This window comes from Pseudomonas sp. NGC7 (genome assembly GCF_047159675.1).
Classification (GTDB): domain Bacteria; phylum Pseudomonadota; class Gammaproteobacteria; order Pseudomonadales; family Pseudomonadaceae; genus Aquipseudomonas; species Aquipseudomonas kermanshahensis.
Map to the genome: position 1 here is coordinate 773,045 of NZ_BAAFZY010000001.1, position 12,700 is coordinate 785,744.

The following is a 12,700-nucleotide window of genomic DNA, read 5'->3' on the forward strand; positions in this document are numbered from 1 at the left end:
TGGGCGCTGCTGCCTGTCACCGGCGCCCGGGTGTGGTTATAATCGGCCACTTTATGAGCAAGAAGCGCGTTATGCAGCTGGTTCGAGGTCTTCACAACCTGCGCCCCGAGCACCGGGGCTGTGTCGCCACCATTGGCAACTTCGACGGGGTTCACCGCGGCCACCAGGCAATCCTGGCGCGTCTGCGCGAGCGTGGCCAAGCACTTGGCCTGCCGACCTGCGTGGTGATCTTCGAGCCACAGCCGCGCGAATACTTTGCCCCCGATACTGCCCCGGCGCGTCTGGCTCGGCTGCGCGACAAGGTCGAGCTACTGGCCGCCGAAGGCATCGACCGCGTGCTGTGCCTGGCATTCAACCAGCGCCTGAGCAAGCTCAGCGCCGATGAGTTCGTCAAGGCCATCCTGGTCGACGGCCTGGGCGTGCGGCACCTCGAAGTGGGCGACGACTTCCGCTTTGGCTGCGACCGCGCAGGCGATTTTGCCTTCCTGGTCGAGGCCGGCGACAAGTACGGGTTCACCGTCGAAGCCGCCAACACGGTTATCCAAGATGGTTTGCGGGTCAGCAGCACCGAAGTGCGCAAGGCGTTGTCCGAAGGCGACTTCGAACTGGCCGAGCACCTGCTGGGCCGCCCGTACCGCATCACTGGCCGGGTCTTGCACGGCCAAAAACTCGCGCGCCAACTTGGCACGCCCACCGCCAACATCCAGCTCAAGCGCCGCCGCGTGCCGTTGTCCGGGGTTTACCTGGCCAGCATCGAAATCGACGGCAAGGCCTGGCCGGGTGTCGGCAATATCGGCGTGCGCCCCACCGTTGCCGGTGATGGGCGCCCGCACCTGGAGATTCATCTTCTGGATTATGCCGGCGACCTGTATGGCCGGCGTCTGACGGTGGAGTTCCACCACAAGCTGCGTGAAGAGCAGCGATTCGCCTCCCTTGAGGCGCTGAAGTCGGCGATCGACGCGGACATCGCCGCCGCACGTGCACATTGGCACGCTCAACCGCTAACGAAGAGCCTGAAATGACCGACTACAAAGCCACGCTAAACCTTCCGGACACCGCCTTCCCGATGAAGGCCGGCCTGCCTCAGCGCGAACCGCAGATTCTGCAGCGCTGGGACAGCATTGGCCTGTACCAGAAGCTGCGCGAAATTGGCAAGGATCGTCCGAAGTTCGTCCTGCACGACGGCCCGCCCTATGCCAACGGCAAGATCCACATCGGTCATGCGCTGAACAAGATCCTCAAGGACATGATCGTCCGTTCCAAGACCCTGGCGGGCTTTGACGCGCCCTACGTGCCGGGCTGGGACTGCCATGGCCTGCCGATCGAACACAAGGTCGAAGTCACCCACGGTAAGCACCTGTCCGCCGACCGCACCCGCGAGCTGTGCCGCGAGTACGCCGCCGAGCAGATCGAAGGGCAGAAGACCGAGTTCATCCGCCTGGGTGTGCTGGGCGACTGGGACAACCCTTACAAGACCATGAACTTCGCCAACGAGGCCGGTGAAATCCGTGCCCTTGCCGAGATGGTCAAGCAAGGTTTCGTGTTCAAGGGCCTCAAGCCTGTGAACTGGTGCTTTGATTGCGGTTCGGCACTGGCCGAAGCCGAAGTCGAATACGCCGACAAGAAGTCGCAGACCATCGACGTGGCCTTCCCGGTCGCCGACGCCGACAAGCTGGCCGCCGCCTTTGGCCTGGCCTCGCTGGCCAAGCCTGCCGCCATCGTGATCTGGACCACCACCCCGTGGACCATCCCTGCCAACCAGGCGCTGAACATCCACCCGGAGTTCAAGTACGCCCTGGTCGACACTGGCGAGCGCCTGCTGGTGCTGGCTGAAGAGCTGGTTGAGTCGTGCCTCAAGCGTTACAACCTGGAAGGCTCGGTGGTTGCGACCGCCCAAGGCTCGGCGCTTGAGCTGATCAACTTCCACCACCCGTTCTACGACCGCCTGTCGCCACTCTACCTGGCCGACTACGTCGAGCTGGGCGCCGGTACTGGTGTGGTCCACTCCGCGCCTGCCTACGGTGAAGACGACTTCGTCACCTGCAAGCGCTACGGCATGGTCAACGACGACATCCTCACGCCGGTGCAAAGCAACGGCGTGTATGTCGAGTCGCTGGAGTTCTTTGGCGGCCAGTTCATCTGGAAGGCCAACCCGGCCATCGTCGAGAAGCTGGGCGAAGTCGGCGCGCTGATGCACTCCGAAACCATCAGCCACAGCTACATGCACTGCTGGCGCCACAAAACCCCGCTGATCTACCGCGCCACCGCGCAGTGGTTCGTCGGCATGGACAAGCAGCCAACCACCGGCGAGCCGCTGCGTGAGCGCGCGCTCAAGGCCATCGAAGAAACCAAGTTCGTCCCGGCCTGGGGCCAGGCGCGCCTGCACTCGATGATCGCCAACCGCCCGGACTGGTGCATCTCGCGTCAGCGCAACTGGGGTGTGCCGATCCCGTTCTTCCTGCACAAGCAGACCGGCGAGCTGCACCCGCGTACCGTCGAGCTGATGGAAGCCGTGGCCAAGCGCGTCGAGCAAGAAGGCATCGAGGCCTGGTTCAAGCTGGACGCCGCCGAACTGCTCGGTGACGAAGCCGGCCAGTACGACAAGATCACCGACACCCTGGACGTGTGGTTCGACTCCGGCACCACCCACTGGCACGTGCTGCGTGGCTCGCACGACATCGGCCACGCTACCGGCCCGGTCGCCGACCTGTACCTGGAAGGCTCCGACCAGCACCGCGGCTGGTTCCACTCGTCCTTGCTGACCGGTTGTGCCATCGACAACCACGCGCCGTACCGCGAGTTGCTGACCCACGGCTTCACCGTGGACGAGAACGGCCGCAAGATGTCCAAGTCGCTGGGCAACACCATCGAGCCGGAAAAGGTCAACAACACCCTGGGTGCCGACATCCTGCGCCTGTGGGTTTCGGCCACCGACTACTCCGGTGAGATGGCGGTTTCCGAGCAGATCCTGCAGCGTAGCGCCGACGCCTACCGGCGTATCCGCAACACCGCGCGCTTCCTGCTGTCCAACCTGTCGGGCTTCGACCCGTCCCGCGACCTGCTGGCCCCAGAGGACATGCTGGCCCTGGACCGTTGGGCAGTGGACCGCACGCTGCTGCTGCAGCGCGAGCTGGAAGAGCACTACAGCGAGTACCGCTTCTGGAACGTCTACTCGAAGATCCACAACTTCTGCGTGCAGGAACTGGGTGGCTTCTACCTCGACATCATCAAGGACCGCCAGTACACCACCGGCGCCAACAGTGTCGCGCGCCGTTCGTGCCAGTCTGCGCTGTACCACATCAGCGAAGCGCTGGTGCGCTGGATCGCGCCGATCCTGGCCTTCACCGCCGACGAAATCTGGCAGTACCTGCCGGGCGAGCGCAACGAGTCGGTGATGCTTAACGGCTGGTACCAGGGCCTGAGCGAGCTGCCGGAAGGCACCGAGCTGGACCGTGCCTACTGGGACCGCGTCATGGCGGTCAAGGCATCGGTCAACAAGGAGCTGGAAAACCAGCGTACCGCCAAAGTCATCGGTGGCAACCTGCAAGCCGAAGTTACCCTGTATGCCGATGAAGGCCTGAGCGCCGACCTGAGCAAGCTGGGCGACGAGCTGCGCTTCGTGCTGATCACCTCGGCTGCCAGCGTGGTGCCGTTCGTGCAGGCACCGGCTGATGCCGTGGCGACCGAAGTCGAAGGCCTCAAGTTGAAAGTGGTCAAGTCTGGCCACGCCAAGTGCGGCCGCTGCTGGCACTTCCGCGCCGACGTTGGCAGCCACCCGGAGCACCCGGAAATCTGCAGCCGTTGCGTCGACAACCTGAGCGGTTCGGGCGAGGTGCGCCACTATGCCTAACCCTGTTGCGGGGCGCTTCGGGCGCCTTGCCTGGCTCTGGCTGAGCCTGGTGGTCCTGGTCCTTGACCAGGTCACCAAGGTTTATTTCGAAGGCAAGTTGAGCCTGTACCAGCAGATCGTGGTCATTCCTGACTACTTCAGCTGGACCTTGGCCTACAACACCGGGGCGGCGTTCAGCTTCCTCGCCGACAGCTCCGGCTGGCAGCGTTGGCTGTTCGCCCTGATCGCCCTGGTGGTCAGTGCGGTGCTGGTGGTCTGGCTCAAGCGCCTGGGGCGCAGCGAGACCTGGCTGGCCGTCGCCTTGGCATTGGTGCTGGGTGGTGCGCTGGGTAACCTGTATGACCGCATCGTGCTTGGCCACGTGGTCGACTTCATCCTGGTGCACTGGCAGAACCGCCATTATTTCCCGGCCTTCAACCTGGCCGACAGTGCCATCACCGTTGGTGCGGTGATGCTGGCGCTGGATATGTTCAAGAGCAAGAAGTCCGAGGAGCCTGTCCATGACTGACACCCGTATTGGCCAGAACACCGAAGTCACCTTGCACTTCGCCCTGCACCTTGAAAACGGCGACACGGTCGACAGCACGTTCGATAAGTCGCCCGCCATGTTCAAGGTCGGTGACGGTAACCTGCTGCCCGGTTTCGAAGCCGCGCTGTTCGGCTTCAAGGCCGGCGACAAGCGCACCGTCACCGTGGCCCCGGAGAACGCCTTCGGCCAACCGAACCCGCAGAATGTGCAAGTGATGCCGCGCTCGCAGTTCACCGACATGGAGTTGTCCGAAGGCCTGCTGGTGATCTTCAACGACGCCGCCAACGCCGAGCTGCCGGGCGTGGTCAAAGCCTTCGATGACGCGCAGGTGACCATCGACTTCAATCACCCACTGGCTGGCAAGACCCTGAGCTTCGAGGTGGAGATCCTCGATGTGAAGGCCTTGTAAGCCTGGAGCCGAGCATGCAAATCAAACTCGCCAACCCTCGCGGCTTTTGCGCGGGGGTCGACCGGGCGATCGAGATCGTCAACCGTGCCCTGGAAGTCTTCGGCCCGCCGATTTACGTACGCCACGAAGTGGTGCACAACAAGTTCGTGGTCGAAGACCTGCGCAACCGCGGTGCCATCTTCGTCGAAGAGCTGGAGCAGGTGCCTGACGACGTCATCGTCATCTTCAGCGCCCATGGCGTTTCCCAGGCCGTGCGCCAGGAAGCGGCCGGGCGTGGCCTGAAGGTGTTCGATGCCACGTGCCCGTTGGTCACCAAGGTGCACATCGAGGTGGCCAAGTACAGCCGCGACGGCCGTGAGTGCATTCTCATCGGCCACGCCGGGCACCCGGAAGTGGAAGGCACCATGGGGCAGTATGACGCCAGCAACGGCGGCGCCATCTACCTCGTCGAAGACGAGGAGGATGTTGCCAAGCTGCAGGTGCGCGACCCGGACCACCTGGCCTTCGTGACCCAGACCACGCTGTCGATGGATGACACCAGCCGTGTCATCGATGCCCTGCGTGCGCGCTTCCCGAACATCGGTGGCCCGCGCAAGGATGACATCTGCTACGCCACCCAGAACCGCCAGGATGCAGTCAAGCAACTGGCCGACGAATGTGACGTGGTCCTGGTGGTCGGCAGCCCGAACAGCTCCAACTCCAACCGCCTGCGTGAGCTGGCCGAGCGCATGGGCACCCCGGCCTACCTGATCGATGGTGCCGAGGACCTGCAGCGTGGCTGGTTTGGCGACGCCGCCCGCATCGGCATCACGGCGGGTGCTTCTGCCCCAGAGGTGCTGGTGCGTGGTGTGATCGAGCAGCTCAAGGCGTGGGGCGCTTCTGGCGCCGAAGAGCTCGATGGGCGTGAAGAGAACATCACGTTCTCGATGCCCAAAGAGCTGCGGGTTCGTTCGCTGATCTGATCAAGAGCGTGCGCACAGAGAGCCCCGCTCGGGCTCACCTGTGCGCACGCTGATTCTGCCGCTGGTCGACAGCACGACGTGATGCTGGCCGGTGGGGGAGGCGCGTTCGCAGATCTCCAGTGTTGAATTGCTACGCCCCAGCGGAACACCTACTGCACTGAACCTCACCTGCCCCGGGGTGTTGTGGGCAATTCTCAGCGGCCGCGACAAGCGGTGTTCACGCAGCACCTGCTGATTGTGTTCAAGCACCACACGCCAACCCTTACCCCAATCGCCTTCCATCGGCTGCACCCGCACTGTCTGGCCTTGCAGCAAGGCGTGGCTGCGCGCGCTGCGCAGTGCCTGCGCCAGGTCCCGCGCTGCGGCTGCGCTATGTAAGTCATCAGAAAGCCCGGTGTAGGCCGGCATCCCCAGCTGTGTCAGAACGGCCGCCATGGCCAGCGCCAACATCATTTGTATCAGTGTTGCACCCTGTTGCCGCACCGTGCATTTCTCCCTGGACGTGCTTCGCTTCAGCTTCAACGTCGCAGGGCAATTGATCCAGTCGCCCAGCGAGTAAACAGCTGCAGGAAAAGTCACAGGGGGCGCAGGGATGCGATCAATGGAAGGGGGCATGACGCTCCTCGAGGTACTGCTGGCCATGGTGGTCGTGGCAGTGGGCCTGTTTGCCGCTGCTGCGCTGCAGGTGCGCGCACTGCAGGCAACCGACAGCGCACGGCACGACGCGCAGGCCGCCTTGTTGAAACACACGCAGCTAGAGCGGAGCAGGGCAGCAGACGCGCGGAAGGTGCAGCGGTGAAGCGCGCACAAGGCGGCTTCAGCCTGCTTGAGGGGGTGCTGGCGCTCGCCATCGGTTTGGGGCTGCTGGCGGCGGCTAGCCAGCTGTTCGTGTCTGCCCATCAAACCTGGCGGCTGCAAGGTGTGGCCGCACGCCTGCAGGATGATGCCCGGCTGGCGTTGCAGCGCATGGCCCAGGATATTCGCATGGCCGGCATGTTCGGTTGCCTGCGCTTGCAGCCCGGCGATTTCAACGACCCGGAAGCACTTCAGGCCTTCGCCCGACCGCTGCACGTGAGCCCCACTAGCTTGAGCCTGGTGGTCGCCGAGCTGCCAGGGCATAGCGGTGCTCCAGGTTGGACGCTGCTGACCAACTGCACCGACGAGGCCCACGTGTACAAGGGCCGAGCTGAAAGCAGCGGTCAGCTGTTGGCGTTCCCTATCAGCCGGCACGTGTATGCGCTGGAAGACGGTACGTTGAAGTTCCGGCGACGAGGTACACCGCAGCCACTGGTCGACCATGTGCGCGAGATGCGCGTGGCGTTCGTCGAAACACCACATGGCGGGCGGGTAGATGTGCACCTGACCTTGTACGAGCCCACCTTGCGCATCGAACAGCAGCACGCGCTGAGTGTGGCGCTGCGTAACCCGGTGCCCGAACCGTGAAGCGCCAACGCGGCGTGGTGTTGCTGTTGGCGCTGGTGCTGAGCTTGCTCCTTGGCCTGATCGCGGCCTCGGCGCTGCGAGATGCGTTGGTTGAAACACGCATGGCCGGCTACTGGCGTGATGGGCTCAAGGCACTTGAGGAAGCCGAACAGACACTGCTGCTGGCTGTTGACCAGCTAAAGCTGGTTACGCCCCCGCTGTGCAAGCCCTGCCAGCCGCCACAACGCCCGCACGACTTGCAAGGCAGCTGGCAGCGCATCGAAAGCGGCTATTTTCAGGTGCAAAACCTTGGCACAAGCGACCGCGTCGCACATTTGCCCGAGGGCCAACAGGCCACCTTGTTCAGGGTGACTGCCGTCAGCCGACAGGCCGAGTCGCGCCATGTACTTGAAGCGGTGTATGCCCTGTCAGGTGATGAGGTGCGGCGCATCCTCTGGCGACAACGATTGAGGGAACCCTGACATGCAGCAAGGCCTGACCCTGATCGAATTGTTGATTGTCGTGGCCGTGACCGGCATTCTGGCAGCCATTGCCTACCCCAGTTACAGCGACCAGCTCCGGCGAGCCGCACGCAGCGAAGTGGTTGGCCTGCTGCATGACGCTGCCTTGCGCCTGGAGCGCCACCGCGTGCGCACGGGCCAATACGCCGAAGGCGAGCTGGCCTTGCCCACTGCCAACCGTCATTACAGCCTGCAGGCCCAGCGCAGCAGCGATACCTTTACGCTGAGCGCAAGGCGGCTGCCGAATGGCCTGATGGCCGATGACCGCTGTGGTGATTTTCAGCTCGACCAAAGCGGCGTGCAGAGCAACCCGGGCAGCCTGGAAGGCCGCGAGCGATGCTGGGGAAGCTGAAGAATGAATGATGCCCGGCGCATCGCGGTTTTACTTCAGGTGTTTGGATCGACAGATGAGCAAGCAAGTAGTGGTGGTCGGCGGCGGGGTTATCGGCCTGCTGACGGCATTCAACCTGGCGGCGAGCGTCGGGCAGGTCGTGGTCTGCGATCAGGGGGAGGTCGGCCGCGAGTCGTCCTGGGCCGGCGGCGGTATCGTCTCGCCGCTGTACCCATGGCGCTACAGCCCGGCGGTAACCGCTTTGGCGCATTGGTCCCAGGATTTTTATCCACAACTGGGCGAGCACCTGTTCGCTACCACGGGCATTGATCCTCAGGTGCATACCACCGGGTTGTATTGGTTGGACCTGGATGATGAAGCCGAGGCATTGGCCTGGGCCGAGCGCGAGCGACGCCCGCTCAGTGCTGTGGATATCTCGGCGGCCTATGACGCCGTACCGGTGCTGGGCCCTGGCTTCAAGCGCGCCATCTACATGGCGGGGGTGGCCAACGTGCGTAATCCACGCTTGGTGAAGTCGCTCAAGGCAGCATTGCTGGCGCTACCAAACGTGAGCTTGCGTGAGCACTGCCAGGTGACAGGCTTCCGGCATGAGGATGAGCGCGTTACCGGTGTGCAGACGGCGGATGGCGTGATCGATGCCGATGAAGTGGTACTGAGCGCAGGCGCCTGGAGCGGCGACCTGCTGCGCACGCTGGGCCTGGAACTGCCGGTAGAGCCGGTGAAGGGACAGATGATCCTGTTCAAGTGTGCCGAGGACTTTTTGCCGAGCATGGTGCTGGCCAAGGGGCGCTACGCCATTCCGCGCCGTGACGGGCATATTCTGGTGGGCAGTACGCTGGAGCATGCTGGATACGACAAGACCCCGACCGAGCAGGCGCTGGAAAGCCTCAAGGCTTCGGCGGTCGAGTTGCTGCCGGAACTGGCAGAGGCCGCGGTGGTGGGGCATTGGGCAGGGCTGCGGCCGGGGTCGCCGGAAGGTATTCCGTATATTGGGCCGGTGCCTGGGCATGATGGGTTGTGGCTCAATTGCGGGCATTACCGCAATGGGCTGGTGCTGGCGCCCGCGTCTTGCCAGCTGTTCGTCGATTTGCTGACCGGGGCTGAGCCGATCATCGACCCGGCGCCGTATGCGCCGGCAGGGCGCTTGGGCTGAGAAAGCCGGGCCCGCGTTGCGGGCCTTTCGCTGGCAAGCCAGCTCCCACAGGTACCGCGCTGGCCTTGAGCGCTGCGCAGTCCCTGTGGGAGTCGGCTTGCCGGCGATGGGGCCTATGGGGTTTGAGGCTTATCCCTGCCGCCCAGGCCCTTGCTCAAGGTGCGCCTGGCTGCAATACCACTCCTTGCCCAGCTGCAGCGCCCGGTCATTAGGCAGGTGCACGCCACAATGGGCGCAGCGCACCATCTTCAGCGGGTCGTCGAGTTTGGGCTCAGGGTGGGATTGCTGGCTGATCTTGAACTTGCGCCACAGCCAGAACGCGGCGGCGATCAGGGCGATCCAGAAAAGTAGGCGAACCATGGTGTCCAGCTTGTCGAATGAAGAAGCCGACAGTCTAGGACGCAGCCAATAAAAAAGGGAGGCCCAAGGCCTCCCTTTCTTGTGCGGCGATCAATCAGTCGAACAGACCAAAGGTCATGTAGCTGAACCATGAACGGTCCTGCTCGGCTTCTTTCGGGCCTGGCGGCAGAATCACGTCGCCGTTTTCGTCTTTCGGCAGCAGCTCTTGCGGCATCTCGGAGCGCGCGTCCTGGAACTGCTTGACCACGTCCTGGTTGGCGCGGGTTTCGCCCGGCGGCAGCGGGGCGTCGGTTTCGATCAGGCCCAGGGTCGCCTTGGACAGCCAGCCACGGCCGTCAGACTCGGTCTGCTTGGGCTGGAACTCGCCGTCGACCAGGCTCGGGTGGTCCGGGTAGTTGAGCTTGAGGGTTTCCAGGCTGGTGGCAGCCAGCTCGTCCAGGTGCATCTTCTGGTACGCCTCGACCATGATTGCCAGGCCGTCACCGACCGATGGCGTTTCCTGGAAGTTCTCGACCACGTAGCGGCCACGGTTGGCGGCAGCCACATAAGCCTGGCGGCCCAGGTAGTAGTCGGCCACGTGGATCTCGTAGGAGGCCAGCAGGTTGCGCAGGTAGATCATGCGCTGCTTGGCGTCCGGCGCGTAGCGGCTGTTCGGGAAGCGGCTGGTCAACTGGGCGAACTCGTTGTACGAGTCACGGGCGGCACCCGGGTCACGCTTGGTCATGTCCAGCGGCAGGAAGCGCGCCAGCAGGCCACGGTCCTGGTCGAACGACGTCAGGCCCTTTAGGTAGTAGGCATAGTCGACGTTCGGGTGCTGCGGGTGCAGGCGGATGAAACGCTCGGCGGCAGACTTGGCGGCCTCCGGCTCGGTGTTCTTGTAGTTGGCGTAGATCAGTTCGAGCTGCGCCTGGTCGGCGTAACGGCCGAACGGGTAACGCGACTCCAGGGCCTTGAGCTTGTTCACGGCGCTGGTGTAGCTGGAATTGTCCAGGTCAGCCTGGGCCTGCTGGTACAGCTCGGCTTCGCTGAGGTTCTCGTCAATGACTTCCTTGTTAGAGGAACAGGCCGCGGTAAGCCCGAGGATGGCGATCAGCAGCAGGTGTTTCACTTGCATGGCGGCTTGCGTCCCTTTGACGGCCGCTGTCTTGGGCGGTGCCGTCCTGTTATGATGAGCGCCCCGGCCAACCCCGGGACAAAAGAAGCCGTATTTAACCACAAGCTCGCAGCCGAAACCAAAGGCTGTGCGCCCGCCGAATCGAGCATGTCCGAGATCATTCAACTTAGCGCAGAGGTACCGTCCGATCTGGGCGGTCAACGCCTCGACCAGGTCGCCGCCCAATTGTTCGCCGAGTACTCGCGTTCGCGGCTTACTACGTGGATCAAAGAGGGCCGCCTGACGGTCGATGGTGCCGTCGTGCGCCCTCGAGACACCGTCTATGGTGGCTCTGTGCTTGTCCTGGAGGCCGAACAAGAGGCCCAGGGCGAGTGGATCGCAGAAGACATCGAGCTGGATATCGTCTACGAAGACGACCATATCATGGTGATCAACAAGCCTGCCGGGCTGGTTGTGCACCCGGCCGCCGGCCATGCCAGCGGTACCCTGCTCAATGCCTTGCTGCACCACGTGCCAGACATCATCAACGTGCCGCGCGCCGGTATCGTCCACCGTCTGGACAAGGACACCACCGGTCTGATGGTGGTGGCCAAGACCCTGCAGGCGCAGACCCGGCTGGTCGAGCAAATGCAAAGCCGCAAGGTCAGCCGCATCTATGAGTGCATCGTGATTGGTGTGGTGACCTCCGGCGGCAAGATCGACGCCCCCATCGGTCGCCACGGCGGCATGCGCCAGCGCATGGCGGTAACCGACGGCGGCAAGCCGGCGGTCAGCCACTACCGTGTGCTCAAGCGCTTCCGCTCCCACACTCACGTGCGGGTCAAGCTGGAAACCGGCCGGACCCACCAGATTCGTGTGCACATGGCCCATGTGGGCTTCCCACTGGTCGGCGACCAGACGTACGGTGGGCGCTTCCGCATTCCGCCGGCTGCCAGCCCAACCATGGTCGAGGCGGTCAAGACCTTCCCGCGTCAGGCGCTGCATGCGCGTTTCCTCGCGTTGGCCCACCCGATTACCGGTGAAGTCATGAAGTGGGAATCGCCGTTGCCGGATGATTTCCTCTGGTTGCTGACACTGCTGAACGAAGACCGCGAGAGCTTTATCGGATGAACGGTCTGACGCAGGCGCTGCTGTTTCCTGACTGGCCGGCCCCGGCCTCGGTTCGCGCTTGTGTCACTACGCGTCAGGGCGGCGTCAGCCTGCCGCCCTATGAAGCGTTCAACCTGGGTGATCACGTGGGTGATGACCCTGTCGCAGTCGCCGAAAACCGCCGCCGTCTGAGCGATGAATTTGCTATCCAGCCTGCCTGGCTCAAGCAAGTGCATGGCTTGGTGGTGGCGGATGCCGACCCGGCCGTGGTGGCCGAGGCCGACGCCAGCTGGACTGATCAGCCCGGTATCGCCTGCACCGTAATGACTGCCGATTGCCTGCCCGCACTGTTCTGTGACCGTGCGGGTACGCGCGTGGCTGCAGCCCATGCTGGCTGGCGCGGGTTGGCGGGCGGGGTACTGGAAGCGACCCTCGACCGTCTGGCCCTGCCGCCTGAAGACGTGCTGGTGTGGCTGGGCCCGGCCATTGGCCCGCAGGCCTTCGAAGTGGGGCTGGAAGTGCGTGATGCCTTTACCGCCGTGCACCCGGAGGCTGCCAAGGCCTTTGTCGACGGTGAGCGGCCGGGCAAGCTGATGGCCGACATCTATGCGCTGGCGCGTATTCGCCTGGCGGCGCGTGGCGTGACGGCGGTGTATGGCGGTGGTTTCTGCACGGTCAGCGACTCGCGGTTCTTCTCGTATCGCCGCACGCCCCAAGGTGGGCGGTTTGCCTCGTTGGTCTGGCTAGCCCCTCGCTGACGTATCACGCCTCTTCGCGGGCAAGCCCTCAACGCAGCCACCACTAATCCATCAGGTTGACTTCGGTCAACCCCGCTACGCTTGAATCTTCCAGAATCACCCATATCTATTGGTCATCTCTGGCAGGTTTCTTCATTAAAGGCGCTGTCCATCGCTCCGACCTGCCCTAACAGGAAGGTAC

General features: G+C 63.7%; 15 protein-coding genes. 12 read left to right on the top strand and 3 right to left on the bottom strand.

What is annotated here, in order from left to right:
* Positions 1 to 71 precede the first annotated feature (71 nt).
* From ribF to ispH, 5 genes are read left to right on the top strand one after another with little or no spacing between them, the layout of a single operon-like run.
* Positions 72 to 1,022, top strand: a complete 951-nt coding sequence (gene ribF / locus ACMCNM_RS03520) for a bifunctional riboflavin kinase/FAD synthetase (RefSeq protein ID WP_027594578.1) — start codon at positions 72 to 74, stop codon at positions 1,020 to 1,022.
* The gene (gene ileS / locus ACMCNM_RS03525; RefSeq protein WP_412763951.1) at positions 1,019 to 3,850 is read left to right on the top strand and encodes an isoleucine--tRNA ligase; all 2,832 of its coding nucleotides are present in this window, start codon (positions 1,019 to 1,021) and stop codon (positions 3,848 to 3,850) included. The genes ribF and ileS overlap by 4 nt, the downstream gene beginning before the upstream one ends.
* The gene (gene lspA / locus ACMCNM_RS03530; protein WP_027594576.1) at positions 3,843 to 4,358 is read left to right on the top strand and encodes a signal peptidase II; all 516 of its coding nucleotides are present in this window, start codon (positions 3,843 to 3,845) and stop codon (positions 4,356 to 4,358) included. The genes ileS and lspA overlap by 8 nt, the downstream gene beginning before the upstream one ends.
* Entirely contained in the window at positions 4,351 to 4,788 is a 438-nt protein-coding gene (gene fkpB / locus ACMCNM_RS03535) for an FKBP-type peptidyl-prolyl cis-trans isomerase (RefSeq protein ID WP_085274283.1), read from the top strand. The genes lspA and fkpB overlap by 8 nt, the downstream gene beginning before the upstream one ends.
* Positions 4,789 to 4,802: 14 nt before the next feature.
* Positions 4,803 to 5,750 carry a 4-hydroxy-3-methylbut-2-enyl diphosphate reductase gene (gene ispH / locus ACMCNM_RS03540; RefSeq protein WP_186683238.1) on the top strand — a complete coding sequence of 316 codons (948 nt, stop codon included), beginning with the start codon at positions 4,803 to 4,805 and terminating at the stop codon, positions 5,748 to 5,750.
* Here ispH and ACMCNM_RS03545 read toward each other — a convergent pair whose 3' ends face one another.
* Complete coding sequence (locus ACMCNM_RS03545; RefSeq protein ID WP_186683239.1) at positions 5,751 to 6,233, bottom strand: GspH/FimT family pseudopilin; 483 nt, start codon at positions 6,231 to 6,233, stop codon at positions 5,751 to 5,753.
* A 109-nt stretch (positions 6,234 to 6,342) separates the two neighbouring features.
* Between ACMCNM_RS03545 and ACMCNM_RS03550 the strand changes: the two genes are divergently transcribed.
* Genes ACMCNM_RS03550 through thiO form a run of 5 tightly spaced genes read left to right on the top strand, consistent with a single transcriptional unit; the run spans position 6,343 to position 9,198 of the window.
* The gene (locus ACMCNM_RS03550; RefSeq protein ID WP_339551405.1) at positions 6,343 to 6,549 is read left to right on the top strand and encodes a prepilin-type N-terminal cleavage/methylation domain-containing protein; all 207 of its coding nucleotides are present in this window, start codon (positions 6,343 to 6,345) and stop codon (positions 6,547 to 6,549) included.
* Positions 6,546 to 7,193 (top strand): PilW family protein, encoded by a 648-nt coding sequence (locus ACMCNM_RS03555; protein WP_412763952.1) that lies wholly within the window; start codon positions 6,546 to 6,548, stop codon positions 7,191 to 7,193. Before ACMCNM_RS03550 ends, ACMCNM_RS03555 begins: the two co-directional genes overlap by 4 nt.
* A complete protein-coding gene (locus ACMCNM_RS03560; protein ID WP_412763953.1) occupies positions 7,190 to 7,654 on the top strand; it encodes a hypothetical protein in 465 nt (154 codons plus the stop codon). The genes ACMCNM_RS03555 and ACMCNM_RS03560 overlap by 4 nt, the downstream gene beginning before the upstream one ends.
* Position 7,655: 1 nt before the next feature.
* The gene (locus ACMCNM_RS03565; RefSeq protein WP_027594569.1) at positions 7,656 to 8,045 is read left to right on the top strand and encodes a type IV pilin protein; all 390 of its coding nucleotides are present in this window, start codon (positions 7,656 to 7,658) and stop codon (positions 8,043 to 8,045) included.
* A 55-nt stretch (positions 8,046 to 8,100) separates the two neighbouring features.
* Positions 8,101 to 9,198 carry a glycine oxidase ThiO gene (gene thiO, locus ACMCNM_RS03570; protein WP_412763954.1) on the top strand — a complete coding sequence of 366 codons (1,098 nt, stop codon included), beginning with the start codon at positions 8,101 to 8,103 and terminating at the stop codon, positions 9,196 to 9,198.
* A gap of 129 nt (positions 9,199 to 9,327) precedes the next feature.
* On the opposite strand, the gene ACMCNM_RS03575 is transcribed toward thiO, so the two are convergent.
* Together ACMCNM_RS03575 and ACMCNM_RS03580 are read right to left on the bottom strand one after the other, a co-directional pair.
* The gene (locus ACMCNM_RS03575; protein WP_027594567.1) at positions 9,328 to 9,558 is read right to left on the bottom strand and encodes a PP0621 family protein; all 231 of its coding nucleotides are present in this window, start codon (positions 9,556 to 9,558) and stop codon (positions 9,328 to 9,330) included.
* 94 nt (positions 9,559 to 9,652) lie between these two features.
* Positions 9,653 to 10,672, bottom strand: a complete 1,020-nt coding sequence (locus ACMCNM_RS03580; protein WP_099428275.1) for an outer membrane protein assembly factor BamD — start codon at positions 10,670 to 10,672, stop codon at positions 9,653 to 9,655.
* Positions 10,673 to 10,819: 147 nt separating this feature from the next.
* Between ACMCNM_RS03580 and rluD the strand changes: the two genes are divergently transcribed.
* Positions 10,820 to 11,782, top strand: a complete 963-nt coding sequence (gene rluD / locus ACMCNM_RS03585; RefSeq protein ID WP_027594565.1) for a 23S rRNA pseudouridine(1911/1915/1917) synthase RluD — start codon at positions 10,820 to 10,822, stop codon at positions 11,780 to 11,782.
* Positions 11,779 to 12,519, top strand: coding sequence for a peptidoglycan editing factor PgeF (gene pgeF / locus ACMCNM_RS03590; protein WP_027594564.1), 741 nt, complete (start codon positions 11,779 to 11,781; stop codon positions 12,517 to 12,519). The genes rluD and pgeF overlap by 4 nt, the downstream gene beginning before the upstream one ends.
* Positions 12,520 to 12,700 lie beyond the last annotated feature (181 nt).

Coding starts and splice junctions, on each gene's coding strand:
- ribF (WP_027594578.1), top strand. CDS start 72: ATGCAGCTGGTTCGAGGTCTTCACAACCTGCGCCCCGAGCACCGGGGC.
- fkpB (WP_085274283.1), top strand. CDS start 4,351: ATGACTGACACCCGTATTGGCCAGAACACCGAAGTCACCTTGCACTTC.
- ispH (WP_186683238.1), top strand. CDS start 4,803: ATGCAAATCAAACTCGCCAACCCTCGCGGCTTTTGCGCGGGGGTCGAC.
- ACMCNM_RS03575 (WP_027594567.1), bottom strand. CDS start 9,558: ATGGTTCGCCTACTTTTCTGGATCGCCCTGATCGCCGCCGCGTTCTGG.
- ACMCNM_RS03565 (WP_027594569.1), top strand. CDS start 7,656: ATGCAGCAAGGCCTGACCCTGATCGAATTGTTGATTGTCGTGGCCGTG.
- ACMCNM_RS03550 (WP_339551405.1), top strand. CDS start 6,343: ATGCGATCAATGGAAGGGGGCATGACGCTCCTCGAGGTACTGCTGGCC.
- pgeF (WP_027594564.1), top strand. CDS start 11,779: ATGAACGGTCTGACGCAGGCGCTGCTGTTTCCTGACTGGCCGGCCCCG.
- lspA (WP_027594576.1), top strand. CDS start 3,843: ATGCCTAACCCTGTTGCGGGGCGCTTCGGGCGCCTTGCCTGGCTCTGG.
- rluD (WP_027594565.1), top strand. CDS start 10,820: ATGTCCGAGATCATTCAACTTAGCGCAGAGGTACCGTCCGATCTGGGC.
- ileS (WP_412763951.1), top strand. CDS start 1,019: ATGACCGACTACAAAGCCACGCTAAACCTTCCGGACACCGCCTTCCCG.
- ACMCNM_RS03580 (WP_099428275.1), bottom strand. CDS start 10,672: ATGCAAGTGAAACACCTGCTGCTGATCGCCATCCTCGGGCTTACCGCG.
- thiO (WP_412763954.1), top strand. CDS start 8,101: ATGAGCAAGCAAGTAGTGGTGGTCGGCGGCGGGGTTATCGGCCTGCTG.